Annotated in this window: 10 protein-coding genes and 1 tRNA gene; 6 read left to right on the top strand and 5 right to left on the bottom strand. The window is 67.4% G+C overall.

The window, feature by feature from the left end:
* Positions 1–49 precede the first annotated feature (49 nt).
* Positions 50–1288, top strand: coding sequence for a lytic murein transglycosylase (locus tag PKE85_RS05870; RefSeq protein ID WP_271203841.1), 1239 nt, complete (start codon positions 50–52; stop codon positions 1286–1288).
* A gap of 134 nt (positions 1289–1422) precedes the next feature.
* Here the strand turns inward: PKE85_RS05870 and PKE85_RS05865 are convergent, their stop codons facing one another.
* The 3 genes from PKE85_RS05865 to PKE85_RS05855 all read right to left on the bottom strand — a co-directional run bounded on the left by PKE85_RS05865 (position 1423) and on the right by PKE85_RS05855 (position 3392).
* Entirely contained in the window at positions 1423–1740 is a 318-nt protein-coding gene (locus tag PKE85_RS05865) for a hypothetical protein (protein ID WP_271203840.1), read from the bottom strand.
* A gap of 380 nt (positions 1741–2120) precedes the next feature.
* The gene (locus PKE85_RS05860; protein WP_271203839.1) at positions 2121–2783 is read right to left on the bottom strand and encodes an SLATT domain-containing protein; all 663 of its coding nucleotides are present in this window, start codon (positions 2781–2783) and stop codon (positions 2121–2123) included.
* 535 nt (positions 2784–3318) lie between these two features.
* Positions 3319–3392: transfer RNA gene (locus PKE85_RS05855), tRNA-Cys, on the bottom strand.
* 186 nt (positions 3393–3578) lie between these two features.
* Between PKE85_RS05855 and PKE85_RS05850 the strand changes: the two genes are divergently transcribed.
* From PKE85_RS05850 to PKE85_RS05835, 4 genes are all read left to right on the top strand, one after another.
* Positions 3579–4223 carry a protein-L-isoaspartate O-methyltransferase family protein gene (locus tag PKE85_RS05850; RefSeq protein WP_271203838.1) on the top strand — a complete coding sequence of 215 codons (645 nt, stop codon included), beginning with the start codon at positions 3579–3581 and terminating at the stop codon, positions 4221–4223.
* Positions 4224–4384: 161 nt separating this feature from the next.
* Positions 4385–5812: a TolC family outer membrane protein gene (locus PKE85_RS05845; RefSeq protein WP_309802632.1), complete on the top strand. Its 1428-nt coding sequence runs from the start codon at positions 4385–4387 to the stop codon at positions 5810–5812.
* A 137-nt stretch (positions 5813–5949) separates the two neighbouring features.
* Positions 5950–6531, top strand: a complete 582-nt coding sequence (locus PKE85_RS05840; RefSeq protein ID WP_271203836.1) for a PopZ family protein — start codon at positions 5950–5952, stop codon at positions 6529–6531.
* 11 nt (positions 6532–6542) lie between these two features.
* A complete protein-coding gene (locus tag PKE85_RS05835) occupies positions 6543–7049 on the top strand; it encodes a GNAT family N-acetyltransferase (protein ID WP_271203835.1) in 507 nt (168 codons plus the stop codon).
* Between the two features lie 53 nt (positions 7050–7102).
* Here PKE85_RS05835 and PKE85_RS05830 read toward each other — a convergent pair whose 3' ends face one another.
* Together PKE85_RS05830 and PKE85_RS05825 are read right to left on the bottom strand one after the other, a co-directional pair.
* Positions 7103–9073 (bottom strand): calcium-binding protein, encoded by a 1971-nt coding sequence (locus PKE85_RS05830; RefSeq protein ID WP_271203834.1) that lies wholly within the window; start codon positions 9071–9073, stop codon positions 7103–7105.
* Between the two features lie 257 nt (positions 9074–9330).
* Positions 9331–11847, bottom strand: coding sequence for a TonB-dependent receptor (locus tag PKE85_RS05825; RefSeq protein ID WP_271203833.1), 2517 nt, complete (start codon positions 11845–11847; stop codon positions 9331–9333).
* Between the two features lie 324 nt (positions 11848–12171).
* On the opposite strand from PKE85_RS05825, the gene PKE85_RS05820 reads away from it, so the two are divergent.
* Complete coding sequence (locus tag PKE85_RS05820) at positions 12172–14193, top strand: glycosyl hydrolase 108 family protein (RefSeq protein WP_271203832.1); 2022 nt, start codon at positions 12172–12174, stop codon at positions 14191–14193.
* Positions 14194–14261: the final 68 nt, after the last annotated feature.

The following is a 14261-nucleotide window of genomic DNA, read 5'->3' as shown; positions in this document are numbered from 1 at the left end:
CGGCTTTTCGGCAAAGTCTTCGATTCCAGCCACGCGGTCTCTCACAAATGTGGCGGCCGCCTTCCTCGGGCTTCTCACTTTCGCTTCCCCCACCACGGCGCAAGAGTTTCCGGCCGCCAAACGGCCCGCGGTGGAAGCCTCGTTCCAGGGCTGGCTGACGAGCGCCGTCCTTCCCGCCGCGCGCAAGGCGGGCGTGAGCGAGCGCGCCGTCAGCGAGGCCTTCGCCGGGGTGACGCTGGACTGGTCGCTGCCGGACCTCGCGCCCCCCGGCGCGCCGAAGCATCAGGGCCCGCAGCGCCAGCCGGAGTTCTCCGACCCCGCGCGCTATGTGGCGGAGGCGAATTTCGCCGGGCTGATCCCGGAGGGGCGCAAGCGCCTCGCGGCGGACGCCCGCGCCTTCGCCGAGGCCGAACGACGCTATGGCGTGCCGAAGGAGATCGTGGCCGCCATCTGGGCGCGGGAGTCCCGCTACGGATCGGTCCCGATCCGGGGCGACGCCATCCGCAACCTCGCCACCCAGAGCTTCATGGGCGCGCGCAAGGAGCGCTTCTTCCCGGAGCTGATCGCCGCGCTCAAGATCCTCGACGGCGACCATCTGACCCGCGCGGAGATGAAAAGCTCCTGGGCCGGCGCCATGGGCCAGCCCCAGTTCCTGCCGTCCAAATTCCTGGAGAACGCCGTCGATCTGGACGGCGACGGCCGGCGCGACATCTGGCGGTCCAACGCGGACTCCATCGGCTCCATCGCCCACTACATGCAGGTCCACGGCTGGGCCAAGGGGCGGCCCTGGGGCGTGGAGGCCAGCGTGCCGGCGGCCGTCTCCTGCACGCTGGAGGGGCCGGACCAGGGCCTGACGCTCGGCGAGTGGCGCCGGCTCGGCGTGCGTCGCGTCGATGGCGACGAGCTGCCGGGGGAGGCGGGGCGCAAGACGTTCCTGCTGGCGCCGGCGGGCCGGGCGGGCCCGATGTTCATCGTCTCCGAGAACTTCTACGCCATCAAGCAGTACAACGAGTCCGACCTCTACGCCCTGTTCGTGGCGCATCTCGCCGACCGCTACGGCCAGGGCGGCCCGCTCCGCGCCGGGTGGCATGCGGCGGCCAAGGGCTTCGACCGGGCGGACGTGGCCGCCATGCAGCTTCGGCTGCAGAAGCGCGGCTACGACGTGGGCAAGCCGGACGGTCTGGTGGGCTTCCGCACCCGCGTCGCCATCGGCCGCTGGCAGGAGGCGGGGGGGCTGCCCCCCACCTGCTGGCCGGACGCGGAGACCGTGCGCTCCGCCGGGCGCTGAAATAGGATCGAGAGCTCGATTTGGGCGTCATGCCCGAGCTTGCCCCGGCATCCACGACTTCGACGCTTAAGACTTCGCTCCGCTAAAGATCGTGGATCCCCGCGCGTGCCGCGCGGGGATGACGAGAGCAGGCCTCAGGTGGGGGCGAGACGCCGGCGGAAGTGGTCGCCGAGGGCTGCGAAGAACAGCCGCTGGCTGTGAAGCTCCGCCTCGCTTGGCTGGCCGCGCTTGGCCTCGTCGGGGGCGGCCAGCGCGATGGTCGCCGCGTCGAGCCGCTCGATCAGCGCGGCGAGGTAGCGCGCCGCGTTCACGGTCGGGGAATCGATCAGGCCCTCCAGCCGCTCCGCCAGCGCCGTCACGCGCTCGTCCAGGTCCGGGCCGCCTTCGGCGGCGTAGGCCGCGGCCTCTCCTGCCGCGATCTCCATGATCTCGCCCACGCTGATCGTCGTCATCGCCGCGCTCCACATTCGTGTTGTCGGTCGCTCAGAACCCAATCCGGTCTTGGTTGACGGAACGTTAACGGCGGCGGTTCAGCTGGGATCACAGTCTGGAATTGGACCGGTCACAATCACCCCGCGGCTTCGTGACGTGCGTGTGAGGGGCGGAGCGGCTAGCGTCTGCTCATCGCTTCGGGATCGCTGGACACGGGCTCGCGGCGACCAGCCCGCCCGGCTCCGCCGAGGCGGGCTTTTTTTTGTTGAAGTCCGTGCGAGGGCGGTGGAAGTCGCAATAAAGCGCACAAGATGTGACTTGGGAATAGGACTTGTCAGCCGGGCTGTACCGCGAATATTCATATCTTTCTGCCTGTCGCAGAATAAATCTACTTAGATTTTCATGACTTTAAAAATGCAGATACAATTATCATAATCATAAAATACAGCGCCATAAGAATGGGAATTATGGTGAGAAAGTATGCTTTGCGGCGATATTTTAATATCTTACGGCTAATTCTATCAATTTCCTCTGATTTTGCCCATGGAAATTTTTCTTTATGGTTTATAAAGTAAATATCATAATCTATTTCCTCGTGATTTATGCTAAATTTTTGAAGTATATTGTTGTATTTTTCGGAAAAAGCAATCAGATTGATCTGGCTATTTGTGGCAAAAAGGATCATTAATTCTCGTTTTATTTCGTTTATCTCAAGCCCGCTGCGGTGAAATTGCTCAGATTTTACCGTATAATGTCCTGAATATTGAATTAAAGATGTAGAAATAACGCATAGGGATAGGATAATTGTAAATAAATTTAATAAATTTAACTGAAATTTATCTATTGATATAAAATAGGGTGTAATCGTTAGTATTATTACAAATACTGAAAAACCTGTAGTAAATAGAGTGAGTCGCTTGTCTAATCGGTCAAGGCGGGCGGCTGCGCAAAAGCGGCATCCGGCGGTAATTTCTAGTGTTCGAATAAGTTGCTGGGCAGCGTGGTGTAACTCTCCATGATCATCTAATGTTTGGAGCAATTCATCTGGCGCGCCCCCGCTCATTTCCTTTCGCAATCCAAAGTCTCCAAGGTTGTATTTCCTGCTCAGGATGTACTTTAAGGTGGTCGCCTGTCGGCGGGCAAGCGCAACGAATGGCAAAGCCGGAAAAGACTCTCATACGATCGCCAAGGGCGCTGGGCCTGGAATCCCGAGGGGCCGCAGCAGGCTCGGATGCTCAACCTCAAATTTTGTTGTCTCGGTCGCGAGAGACTGCATGGACAAGCTGGTGGGCAAGCTCGACGAGCTGACCTCGGCCTTTCAGGCTATGACGTTGCGGATGGAGCGGGACGACGGCCAGAGAAGCACGTCGCGCGGCGGCGCGAGGTGACGCAGCTCCGCCGCGCCTAGCGTCGCGCCCAAGTCTACGCCTTCCGCGGCTTCCTCGCGCCCCTTATGCGGGCGCTCGAGCGCCTCTGCGGGCGGCCGGCGCACAAGCGGCGGACGTCGCCGCGAAGGGGAAGTCTCACGTGAGATTTTTTAAAAGTCTCACGTTCCCGGATCGTTCTTTCGAATTTGGCGCTAAGTTATTGAAAACGTTTGGAGGCCACGCCCGGAATCGAACCGGGATACAAGGATTTGCAGTCCTCTGCGTAACCATTCCGCCACGTGGCCTCGGGCTTTAGCGAAGAGCGGGCGGCAGAGCGCCCGAACGGCTTCGCGGAACGGCGCGCACTCCATAGCGCGGGCCTAAGCGCGCCGCAACTCGCGAATGGTTCCAGTTCTTGCCAGCGGGGCGGCGGTGGCGCAGAACAGAGCGCGGCGGCGCGCCACGCCGTCTGCGACGTGAGGATGACGGAAATGACGGAGTTCGAGCGCCTGCGCACCGGCATGGTCGATGGCCAGATTCGCGTGGCCGACGTGACCGATCGTCGTGTGCTCGCCGCCTTTCTCACCGTGGAGCGTGAGCGTTTCGTGCCCGCCGGGCGCCGGGAGCTGGCCTATCTCGACGTGCGCACGCCGCTCGGCGGCGGCCGGGCCATGGTGGAGCCGATGATTCTCGCCAAGCTGGTGCAGCTCGCCGACCCGAAGGACGGCGAGCGCGTGCTGGTGGTGGGCGCGGGGCTCGGCTATTCGGCGGCGATTTTCGCGCGCCTCGCCGGCTCGGTGGTCGCGCTGGAGGAGCCGGCGCTGGCCGGCGCCGCGCGGGCGGCGCTTGCGGGCGTCGACGGCGTGCGCGTGGTGGAGGGGCCGCTCGCCGCCGGCGCGCCGGCGGAAGGGCCTTACGACCTCATCTTCTGCGACGGCGCCGTGTTCGACGGGCTCGGCGCGCTCGCGGCCCAGCTCGCGCCCGAAGGCCGCATCGTCGCCCCCGCGGGGCGTGTCCGTCCCACCAAGGCCACGGCGTTCCGCGTGGCCGGCGGCGAACTGACCGGCGTCGCCGCGTTCGACGCCGCGGCCCCGACCCTGCCCGGCTTCGGGCCGGTGGAGGCGTTCGCGCTCTGACCACGGCTGTGGCGCCATTGCGCCACCTGTTCGCCATTTGTGGACAAAGGGTGAGGCGGCGGCTGTCCCGTCATGGGTAAGCCGTTAAGGTGTCGCCGGGACGCGTCATGCAGGCCGAAACGGAAACATCCGGCGGTGGCATTCGAAATCCGGTGAGTATCATGTCGACGAGCGAAGCCTCTCGCCGCAGGCGCCTAGCGCTGAGCCTGTCCGCCGTGGCCCTTGGCGCCGCTCTCTCTGTGGCGGGCGCGGGCGGGGCGGCGGCCCAGACGCTGGAAAGCGCACTGTCGCGCGCCTACGGCTCGAACCCCACGCTGAACGCCCAGCGGGCGCAGGTGCGCGCCGTGGACGAGCAGGTGCCGCAGGCGCTGTCGGGCTACCGGCCCATCATCTCCGCCACCGCGGACGTCGGCCTGCAACGCTCGCGCATCAAGGGCGAGACCTCGACGGGTCTCGGCGGCACGACCACCTTCACCCAGACCGAGACCACGAAGCCCCGCGGCGCCGGCGTCGCCGTGGAGCAGAACCTGTTCAACGGCTTCCAGACCCGGAATTCGGTCCGCTCCGCCGAGTCGAACATTCTCGGCGCCCGGGAGACGCTGCGGAACGCCGAGCAGAACGTGCTGTTCGACGCGGCGCAGGCCTATATGGACGTGCTGCGGGACTACGCCATCCTCGATGTGCGCCGGAACAACGTTCAGGTGCTGGAGGAGGAGCTGCGCGCCGCGCGCGAGCGCTTCCAGGTGGGCGAGGTGACCCGCACCGACACCGCCCAGGCGGAGGCCGCGCTGCAGGGCGCCCGCTCCGAGGTGAGCGCCGCCGAATCCCAGCTCAACACCAGCCGCGCCACCTACCGTCAGATCGTGGGCGAGGACATCTCCCGCCCCCGCACCGCCCGCTCGGTGGACAAGCTGCTGCCGAAGTCGCTGCCCCAGGCGATCGGCCTCAGCCAGGCGCAGCATCCGGCGATCCGGGCCGCCTTCCACGGCGTGGACGCCGCCACGCTGCAGATCCGGGTGGTGGAAGGGCAGCTTCTGCCTTCGCTCAATCTGGAGGCGTCGTTCCAGCGCCGCTACGACGAGAGCTCGTACAAGAACGTGACCGCGGGCTCGGTGGTCGGCCGGCTGACCATTCCGATCTACGAGGGCGGCTCGGTCTATTCGCAGGCCCGCCAGGCCAAGGAGACCGCGGGCCAGCGCCGGCTCGAGGCCGACGTGGCGCGGGACCAGGTGCGGCAGGCGGTGGTGTCCGCCTGGGGTCAGGTGCAGGGCGCGACCGCGCAGATCACAGCGGCGCAGGCCCAGATCGAGGCGTCGCAGACCGCTCTGAACGGCGTGCGCGAGGAGGCCAAGGTCGGCCAGCGCACCACGCTCGACGTGCTGAACCAGCAGCAGTTCCTGCTGAACGCGCGCCAGACCCTGATCGTCGCCCAGCGCGACCGGGTGGTGGCGTCCTACGCGCTGCTGTCCGCGGTGGGCTGGCTCTCCGCCGACCGGCTCGGCCTCAAGGTCGTCCGCTACGATCCGAACGTCCATTACGATCAGGTGCGCGACAAGTGGATCGGCCTGCGCACGCCGGACGGCCGCTGACGCATCTGTGGGCGGCCCGCGCGCTCCGCTTGTCGGCGGGGGCGCGACGGCGCGATACTTCGCGGCGGGCGGGAACGGCGTCCGGCGGCGATTCGTAACCGGCCGCGCCGGCGTTCCCGACGGCGAGCGGAGACACAATGACCAACACCGCGAGGGCGCATGAGCCGACGATGGAGGAAATTCTCGCCTCCATCCGGCGCATCATCTCCGACGACGAACCGAGCGCCGGCGCCAGGGAGACGACAGCCGTGAAGCCTGCGGAGAAGCTGGAGCCCAAGGCGTCCTTGGGGCAGGACGACATCGACGCCATGCTGGCGTCGTTCGACGAGCCCGCGGCGCCCGAGCCGGAAAAGTCCGAGCTGCGCCGTCCGGCGGAGCCGGCCCGCGCGGGCGCACGCATCGAGCTCGACCACGACGTCGACGTGTTCGAGCTGACCGACGACATGGCCGCCGAACCCGCGCCCCAGCCCGTCGCCCCGGCGCCGCCGCTGTCCACGGCGCAGGACCGGCTGCTGTCGCAGGCGACCGATCAGGCGGTGAGCGCCGCTTTCGGCTCGCTCGCCAACACCATCCTGTCCAACAACGGGCGCACCCTCGACGATCTGGTGAAGGAGATGCTGCGTCCGCTGCTGAAGAGCTGGCTGGACGACAATCTCCCCTCGCTGGTGGAGCGGCTGGTGCGGCAGGAGATCGAGCGCGTCGCCCGCGGCGGCCGCTGAGCCTCCCGATCATGATGGACGGCGACGTCGCGCTCGCGCTGCGGCGCGCTGGCCTCGATGATGGCGACGCCGTCTGGGACGTGATCCGCCCGGCCTTGCGCGCTGGCGAAACCTACGCCCTGCCGCGCGACATCTCCAAAGCCGATGCGCTGGCGCTGTGGCTCGCCGCCGATCGCGAGACCTGGCTCGCCGAGGACCAAGAGGGGCGGACGCTCGGCGTCTATTACCTCAAGGCCAACCAGGGCGGCGGCGGGTCGCATGTGGCGAATTGCGGCTACATGACCGCAGTGGAAGCGGCGGGGCGCGGCGTGGCGCGCGCCATGTGCGCCCATTCGCTGGAGCGGGCCGGGGGGCGCGGCTTTCGCGCCATGCAGTTCAATTTCGTCGTCAGCACGAATGAGCGCGCGGTGCGGCTGTGGCGCGCCTTCGGCTTCGAGACCGTCGGCGTGCTGCCGGACGCCTTCGAGCACCCGCGGCTTGGCGTGGTGGACGCGCTGGTGATGCACCGCCGGCTGTGATCGGCCCCGCGGAACGGCTCGAGCGCCGCGCCGCGGGGGTCGATCTGGAGCGGTCAGAGCAGGAAGTCGGCCCCCGCCAGCGTCGTCGCGCCCCGCAGGATGAAGGACGCGTCGGCGGACAGGTCGGAATCCACGTTCAGTTCGACGCGCAGCCCGTCGCCGAGGGATTCGAAGCGGATCTGCCCGGCCTTGGTGAAGGCGGTCTGCGCGATGAAGCTGAAGGCGTCGTTGCGCGTGGTTCCCGCGATGGCGTCGAGGCCGCTGATGTCGATCTTGTCCTTCTGGACGCGGTTGAAGTCGGCGATCTCGTCGCCGTCCCAGCCGCCGAACTCGGCGAGATCGTGCCAGATGAAGACATCCGCGCCGCCTGCGCCGGTGAGCGCGTCCGACCCCAGGCCGCCGGTCAACCGGTTGGCGCCGGCGTTGCCGAAGATGGCGTTGTCGAGCTCGTTGCCGGTTCCGGCCAGCGCCTTCGTGCCCTGCAGCCGCAGGTTCTCGACGCCGACGCCGAGTTCGTAGGAGAGGGTGGAGCGCACCTCGTCCAGCCCGGCGTCCGGGGCTTCGATCACCACGTCGCCGACGTTGTCGACAAGATAGACGTCGTCGCCATCGTCGCCGATGAGAATGTCGGCCCCGGCGCCGCCGTCCAGCACGTTCGCGCCGCTGTTGCCCTGAATGACGTTGGCGAGCGTGTTGCCGAGCCCGTCGATGTCGTCCGAGCCCCTCAGCGTCAGGCGCTCGATCGACACGCTGAGGCGGTAGCTGATGGAGGACTGGACCTCGTCCGCACCCTGTTTGGCCACTTCCGTCACCCGGTCGCCGGCGTCGTCGACCACATAGACGTCATCGCCGGCGCCGCCGATCATCGTGTCCCGACCCGAGCCGCCATCCAGCAGGTCATCGCCGGCGCCGCCGAACAGGGCGTCTCGTCCGCTTTCTCCGTACAGCTCGTCATCGCCTTCGAGGCCGGACAGCGTGTTCACGGCGTTGCTGCCGTAGATGCGGTTGTCGCCGTCGCCGCCTTCGATCCGGTTGGCGGCGTCGTTGCCTTCCAGCGCGTTGCCCTTCAGCGAAGCCGCCGCTGCGCCGGTCAGGATCGCGTTCTCCACATGGGCGAAGCGGGACAGGTCGATCGTGATCGCCGACCGGATCGTGTCCACGCCGCCGCCGCGGGATTCGACGATGCGGTCGCCCGCGGCGTCGATCACATAGGTGTCGTCGCCGGAGCCGCCGTAGAGCGTGTCCGCGCCGGTCCCGCCGTAGAGCGTGTCCGCGCCGGTCCCGCCGTAGAGCGTGTCCGCGCCGGTCCCGCCGTCGAGCCTGTCCGCGCCCCGACCGCCGAGCAGCGTGTCGTTTCCGGCGCCGCCGTCCAGCCGGATGACGTCCCCCGAACCCGAAGACGACGCCAGCACGATCAGCCGGTCGTCGCCGCCTTCTCCATAGACCGCCTGCCGGTCGCCCGCGAGATAGACCGTGTCGCGGCCCGCGCCGCCCGCATAGACCCCGTCCTCGGCGATCGGGGCCGGCGGTGAGGCCACCCGCACGACGCCTGCCGACAGGAGATCGCCGAAGCCCGCGAGACCGGCGGTCGCAAGCGCGCCGTCCTCGACGGCGCGGTACTCGTCCGACGCCAGATCGAAGCCCGCGTCCCGCGCGATCTGCCGCAGCACCGGCGTCGCGCCGGCCCAGTATTGCGCGACCGCCGCTCCGCCTTGCGCGGTCGGGGCGGCTGCGGTCAGCGCCGCCGCCACTTCGTCCAGTCCGCCGAGCGAGATGAACCTATCGTGCGCCTTGGAATAGGCGGAGGAGCCGGCGAGGGCGTCGCCCATGGCGCCGGCGTAGAGCAGACGGGCCAGGAACCCCTCAAGCAGACCAGTCCATGCGTTCTCCAGCGGCTCAGCCGCTTGGGCGATGGGGTTGGGGCCGTTGAGCGCGTCAAACGGCGTGCCGAAAAACGTTTCCAGGACGGCCAGCTTTCGACCGTCGAAGAACGCGCCACGCGAGGTCGGGGACACGTCCTGCACGGTGGCCGACGGCGACCTTGAAGCTGCTTCCCATAACGCCCGTTTCCCCGATGTGAGCGCCCGATACGGGTTGCATGAAGTGGGATATGCGCGCCTTGCGTCAAATGGGGGGAAACACCTACGCGGCGCATGCGCGACGACCGTTCGCGCCGCGATCGGGCGAGGCGGCGCCGGGCGCCGGCGAGGCGCTCGAACGCAAAAGGCCGGCCCCGCGAGGAGGCCGGCCTTCGATCGCGCCGCCTGTGGCGCGGGGCGGGTCAGTATTTGGTGGCGAGCACCGGAGCGGCGTCGGCGCCGAACTTCAGGTTCAGGCCCACATAGAGCGAGAGCGGGCGCGCGGGCGTGATGGTGCGCGGGTCGGACAGCTCGAGGAAGCTGATGTCGTCGGTCTCGAAGAAGGTGGCGTTGGTGGCGTACTTCTTGTTGAACAGGTTCTTCACGCCGCCGAACACGCGCAGCGCCTCGGTGACCTGGTAGGACGTGTTCACGTTGAACACCGCGTAGCCGGCGAGCTTCCGGTTCTGGTTGCTCTCGTCGCCGAGATAGTACTGGCCGCTCATCACGGTCGCGTCCATGCCGACCGTCCATTTCGGGGTGACGCGGTAGGCGGCGCCGAACTTGAACTGGTGGTCCGGGATGCCGGTCAGCCGGTCGCCCTTCTTCACATGGATTTCGCCGTCAGCCAGCGCGGCGGCGGCCGCCGCCGAAGCGCGACGATCATCATCATCGCCATCGTCGTCGTCGTCCTCGCCATAGCCCGCGGAGGCCGGATTGTTGGGGGAGGCGAGATTGATGGCCTTGCGGAAGGTGGCGTCCACATAGGCGTAGTTGGCGTAGACGGCCCAGGTCTCGGTGACGAACTGGGCGGCAAGCTCCACGCCCTGACGGCGGGTCTTGCCGACGTTGGCGAAATAGCCGCGGCCGGTGATCACGCTCGGAATGTTGAGGATGTCGTCCTTGTTGTTGGCCTGATAGAGGCCGGCGCTCCAGGTGAGCGCGCCGCCGGCGAGGTCCATCTTGCCGCGCAGGCCCACTTCGCCGGTGCGGGTGACGACCTGATCCAGCGGGGGATCGGACACCAGCGTGGATTCCAGCGGGCAGGGGATGTCGGGGTTGGAGCAGCCGATCTCCAGCGCGGTCGGCGCGCGGTTCGACTCCGAATAGGAGGCGTAGCCGGTGATGGCGGGCGTGAACTTGTAGGTCAGGCCGGCCATGGGGTTGAAGCGCTGGAAGGTGTGCTTGCCGTCCAGGTTCGGGCCGAACCGGTTTCCGTCCTCGTCCTGGGGGGAGTACGGGCTCTTGTCGTTGACGATGAGCCGGGCGTAGTTCCAGCGCGCGCCGACGGTGGCGGAGAGCTGCTCGGTCAGGTCGAGCGTGTTGACCGCATAGAGGCCCACATAGTGGTTCTTGGCGGTCAGATCGACCGGCAGAATGCCGCCCGGAATGGTGGTGTAGTAGAAGTCGCCGGTCCCGATGCATTGCAGACTGTTCGGCATGAAGCAGGTCTCGCTCCAGCCCCGGAAATCGGTCTTGCCGAAGTCGTAGGCGCCGCCGATGACGAAGTGGTTCTTCCTGCCGAAGATCTCGCTGTCGTTGGTGGCCTGCAGGGTGCCGCCGAGGCTGGTGGTGCGGATGGCCGAGCGCTCGATCGAACCCGGCGTGTTGCCGGCGACGAAGTCGTCCTCGTCCGCGGGGAAGCCGGGATTGATCACGGGCAGGCCGGTGCGGCGGTCGCGCACGATCAGGCGGGGATCGCCCTCCTCGGCGCCGAAGTCGTCCGCCTCGAGGCACAGCTTGGTGGGATCGTCCTCGCAGGCGCGGATGTCGGTGTCGTTGCCGTCCACGCGATCGGAGGTGTAGCGGCGGTAATAGGCGTTGGCCTGCAGCGACCAGGCGTCGGTGACCTGGAACTTGCCCTGCAGGTTGAGCATGCCCATCTGGTTTTCGTTGATCTGGTCGCCGGTGTAGACGTTGCGGCGGCGCTCATCCAGCAGCTCGACCGGGGTCGGGCCCACCACGCCGAGCTTGGAGTCGGCGTAGGAGAAGTTGAGGTGGATCTCGGCGTTCTCGTTGCGATAGCCGATGTCGCCGAAGGCGCGCTTGTAGTTCGAGTCCGAGAAGTCGCGCCAGCCGCCGTCCTTGGCGCCCTCGATCGCCAGATAGCCGGCCCAGTTGCCGACCTGCTTGCCCCACTGGGCGCTGCCCTCGTAGCGGCCGAAGGAGCCGACCTGGCCCTCGATCTCGACGCCGTCGAAGGTGAAGCCGCTCTTGGTCTGGAAGCTGAGCGCTCCGCCCAGCGCGTTCAGGCCGAACACCGGGTTGTTGGTCCAGATGTCGACGCGGTCGATGGCGACGCTCGGGATCAGCTCGTAATTGACGGTGTCGCCGAAAGCCTCGTTGATGCGCACGCCGTTCTGGTAGACGGCGAGGCCCTGGGGCGCGCCGTTCTGCTGCGACGACTGGAAGCCGCGGAAGAACAGGTCCTGGTTGAACGGGTTGCCGGTGACGTCGGTGAGGTGGACGCTGGGCGTGGAGTTGGCGACGCCGCGCTGGACGGTCGGCTCATGAGAGGCGCGCAGCTGGTCGCCGGAGATGGTGGAGATGTTGGCCGGGAACTTATCCCGATCCAGCCCGTCGCCGCCGAGCGGCGTGGTGCCGATGACGTCGATTTCGGGCAGCGCGGTCGCGCCATCCTGCGCGTAGGCGTTTGTCGCCAAAGCGATCGCCAGCCCAGACACGCCAAACAACGCGGCGCGCGCAATCCCAAGACTCATAAGCGTTTCCCCCGACATATGCCGCCACGAGTTTGACTCGTGTTGACCATTTTTAGGCCGGCATCGGCGCGTCCGGCAATTCTCCCTGAGGCTTGCAAGGAATATTGGAAAAGTATGATGCCCATAAGCAACATAAGATAATAAATGAAATCTAATAATTATATTTGATGACGTCCAGAGAAACGTTCGTCGGCGCGGCGCTCCCAAGCGGCGGGGTAGGGAGCGCTGACGGGCAGGCGCGCCTTGAAGAGTAGTATGAATGCGTATTGACAACTAGCAGTTGCAAATCGACCGTCCCTTGTCACCACACGAGGGGAGGGGCGCATGGGCACGGGCGCGGGGCTGCTGAATCGGGCGGGCAAGCATCTCGGGCAGGCGTACAAGAATGTGGACGTTCCGAAGGACGCCGCCGATTACGGCGGTCCGTGGGACTGCGCGGAGTTCGCGTCCTGGCTGGTGTTCCAGGAAAGCGGACAGCTTTACGGCTGTCTCGACAACGCCGTCGCTCCGGCCGTCGCCAACGCCTACACCGGCGCGTGGCGCGACGACGTCGCCCGGCGCGGCAAGCGCATTTCCGTCGAGCAGGCGGCCGCGACCAAAGGCGCCTTTCTGCTGCGCTACCCGCCGGCGGCGGGCAAGATGGGCCACATCGCCCTGAGCGACGGACAGGGCGGAACCATCGAGGCCATGGACCTCAAGCATGGCGTCGCCCGGGGGAGCGTCGCGGGGCGCCGCTGGGACACGGGCGTGCTGGTGCCGTGGATCGACTATGAAACGCCGGCCGAGGTCCCGCCGGTCGCAGGTCCTTCCGTCATCTATGCGGTGAACGCGCCGAACATGCGGGCGGAGGTGGTCAAGCGCATCCAGACCGCGCTGCGCGACAAGGGATTCTACAAGGACCCCATCGACGGCGTGTTCGGGATGAAGACCATGGACGCCGTCGCCCTGTTCCAGCAGGCGGCGGGCGTCGTCACGGACGGCGAGGTGGGCCAGATCACGGCGAAGAAGCTCGGCGTCAATCTGCTGGAGTTCGCCCTCGACGTGGGCGGGCAGGCGCTGCGCAGCGTGGTCGCGGCCAACCCGCTGATCGCGCTCGCCACATCGCTGCTGCCGGCGATCGCGCGCACCATCGCGGGCGATCCGGCCGGCGCCGCCGCGGGCGAGGTGGCGCGCGCCGTCGCCGACACGACCGGCGCGTCGGAGGCGGAGGTCGCGAAGGCGCGGGTCGAGGCGGATCCGCAGCTCGCCGCCACGCTGCGGATCCGGCTCGCGGAGATCGCGAACGAGCAGGAGCAGGCGCGCCATGAGCGCGAGGCTGCGGAGCGCGCCGCGGCGGATGCGAAGGACGCGGCGTTGCGCAAGGAGGCCAACGACCGGCTGGAAGCGCAACTGAAGGACGTGGCGGACGCGCGCGGGAAGATGGTTCAGTACGCGCAGATCGGAGGGCCTGCCGCCAAAGCGCCCGTCTACATTTCCTATGTCGTCACGATCGGGTTTTTCGTGACGCTGTTCCTGCTGCTCGGCGCTGGAAAATATCTCGGCATCGACAAGAGCAGCGACGTCTATCAGATCATCAATCTGGTCATCGGCGCGCTGATCGCGGCCTTCTCCACGGTGGTGAGCTTTTGGCTGGGGTCGTCGCAGGGCTCCCGCAACAAGGACGAAGCGGTCTCGCAGGAGCGGATCGAGCAGACCAAGCAGGCCACGCAGGCGGTCGCCGCCAGCCAGGAGCTCGTGAAGGAGGTGGTGGCGGCGGCCGCCGCGTCGCCGCGGCCGCCCGCGGCCGCCGCGGCGTTGGCCGGAGCGCCGAAGGCGAGCCGCTTCGACGCCTGCGTCAGCCTCGTCCTCGATCGCGAGGGCGGTTTCGCGGATCACCCGGAGGACAATGGCGGCCCGACCAACCTCGGGATCACGCTCAGAACGCTGTCCGAATGGCGCGGCGCCGCCGGAGCCAGCGTGGCGGACCTCAAGGCGCTCAAGCCCGATCAGGCGAAGGAGATCTACCGCGCGCTGTACTGGAACCGGATGCGCTGCGACGACCTGCCTGCGGGCGTGGACCTGATGGCGTTCGACTTCGCCGTCAACGCCGGGCCCGCGGCCTCCGCACGGCTGCTGCAGAAGGCGGCGGGCGCCGAGGCGGACGGCTCGGTCGGGCCGGCGACGCTGGCCGCCGTTGGAGCCGCTCCGCCCGACAAGCTCATCGAAGCCTTCCATGCCGCCAAGCTCGCCCACTACCGCGGGTTGAGCGATTGGAAGACGTTCGGCAGGGGGTGGGTGAACCGCGCGGCCATCGTGCGGGAGAAGGCGCTCGCCATGGCCAGGCCTGAGACCGCGGCCGCGGCCTGACGTCCCGGCGGTCTCCTTTCGCGCGCCGACGCCCTATAACGGGGCCATCGCCGAAGGCGTCGGCGCAC

This window comes from Methylopila jiangsuensis, assembly GCF_027922305.1.
Taxonomy (GTDB): Bacteria; Pseudomonadota; Alphaproteobacteria; order Rhizobiales; family Methylopilaceae; genus Methylopila; species Methylopila jiangsuensis.
The sequence above is the reverse complement of the archived record's forward strand: the minus strand, read 5'-3'. Positions and strand labels throughout refer to the sequence as shown.

What these genes read in the sequence shown, in the direction of transcription:
- PKE85_RS05865 (WP_271203840.1), bottom strand. Translation starts at nt 1,740, where the DNA reads ATGACGACGATCAGCGTGGGCGAGATCATGGAGATCGCGGCAGGAGAG.
- PKE85_RS05860 (WP_271203839.1), bottom strand. Translation starts at nt 2,783, where the DNA reads ATGAGCGGGGGCGCGCCAGATGAATTGCTCCAAACATTAGATGATCAT.
- PKE85_RS05850 (WP_271203838.1), top strand. Translation starts at nt 3,579, where the DNA reads ATGACGGAGTTCGAGCGCCTGCGCACCGGCATGGTCGATGGCCAGATT.
- PKE85_RS05845 (WP_309802632.1), top strand. Translation starts at nt 4,385, where the DNA reads ATGTCGACGAGCGAAGCCTCTCGCCGCAGGCGCCTAGCGCTGAGCCTG.
- PKE85_RS05840 (WP_271203836.1), top strand. Translation starts at nt 5,950, where the DNA reads ATGACCAACACCGCGAGGGCGCATGAGCCGACGATGGAGGAAATTCTC.
- PKE85_RS05835 (WP_271203835.1), top strand. Translation starts at nt 6,543, where the DNA reads ATGATGGACGGCGACGTCGCGCTCGCGCTGCGGCGCGCTGGCCTCGAT.
- PKE85_RS05825 (WP_271203833.1), bottom strand. Translation starts at nt 11,847, where the DNA reads ATGAGTCTTGGGATTGCGCGCGCCGCGTTGTTTGGCGTGTCTGGGCTG.
- PKE85_RS05820 (WP_271203832.1), top strand. Translation starts at nt 12,172, where the DNA reads ATGGGCACGGGCGCGGGGCTGCTGAATCGGGCGGGCAAGCATCTCGGG.